The sequence below is a fragment of the Streptomyces doebereineriae genome, from assembly GCF_031845645.1.
Lineage (GTDB): Bacteria > Actinomycetota > Actinomycetes > Streptomycetales > Streptomycetaceae > Streptomyces > Streptomyces canus.
Window position 1 is genome coordinate 1 of sequence record NZ_JAVREZ010000304.1, and the last position, 452, is coordinate 452.

At 64.6% G+C, this 452-nt stretch carries 1 protein-coding gene; it reads right to left on the minus strand.

Going from position 1 to position 452, the window contains the following annotated elements; all coding sequences use genetic code 11:
- The coding region (locus tag RNB18_RS54030) for a TetR family transcriptional regulator (protein WP_394817814.1) at positions 1-128 on the minus strand (128 nt) is incomplete at its 3' end.
- Positions 129-452: the final 324 nt, after the last annotated feature.

Genomic DNA, 452 nt, shown 5'->3' on the forward strand with positions numbered 1-452 from the left:
ACGCCGATGTCGGCCATGGAAACAGCGTGGTAGCCCCGCTCGGCAATCAACTCGGTGGCAGAGGCGAGAATTCGCTCCCGACGCTCGCCGCCGACCCGGGTTCGACCGGCAATGACCGCCTTGTTCACCGCTACCTTCTTACGTTCGACACGGGCCTGCGCAGCACTCCAGCCTCCGGGGACTCGCTACAAACGTTAACACCTGCTCACAATCCGAAGTTGAGATTGTAGATGCCCGACGGTATGTGGCCGGCGTTCTGCGTGTGTGACCCATTTGCGGATATGCCCGGTCATCGGGCAAATCCGGGTCCCTCACGGCACACCTCCGTCGAATTGTCCTGCGGTGCGCCCGCCGCCAGGAGGTCCGGCGAAGGCCTGCGCGATGGAGAGCCACTGGTCGGCGAGCGGACCGGTGACGTGCAGTGCGGTGTCGTCGCGATGCCTGCGCTGGGT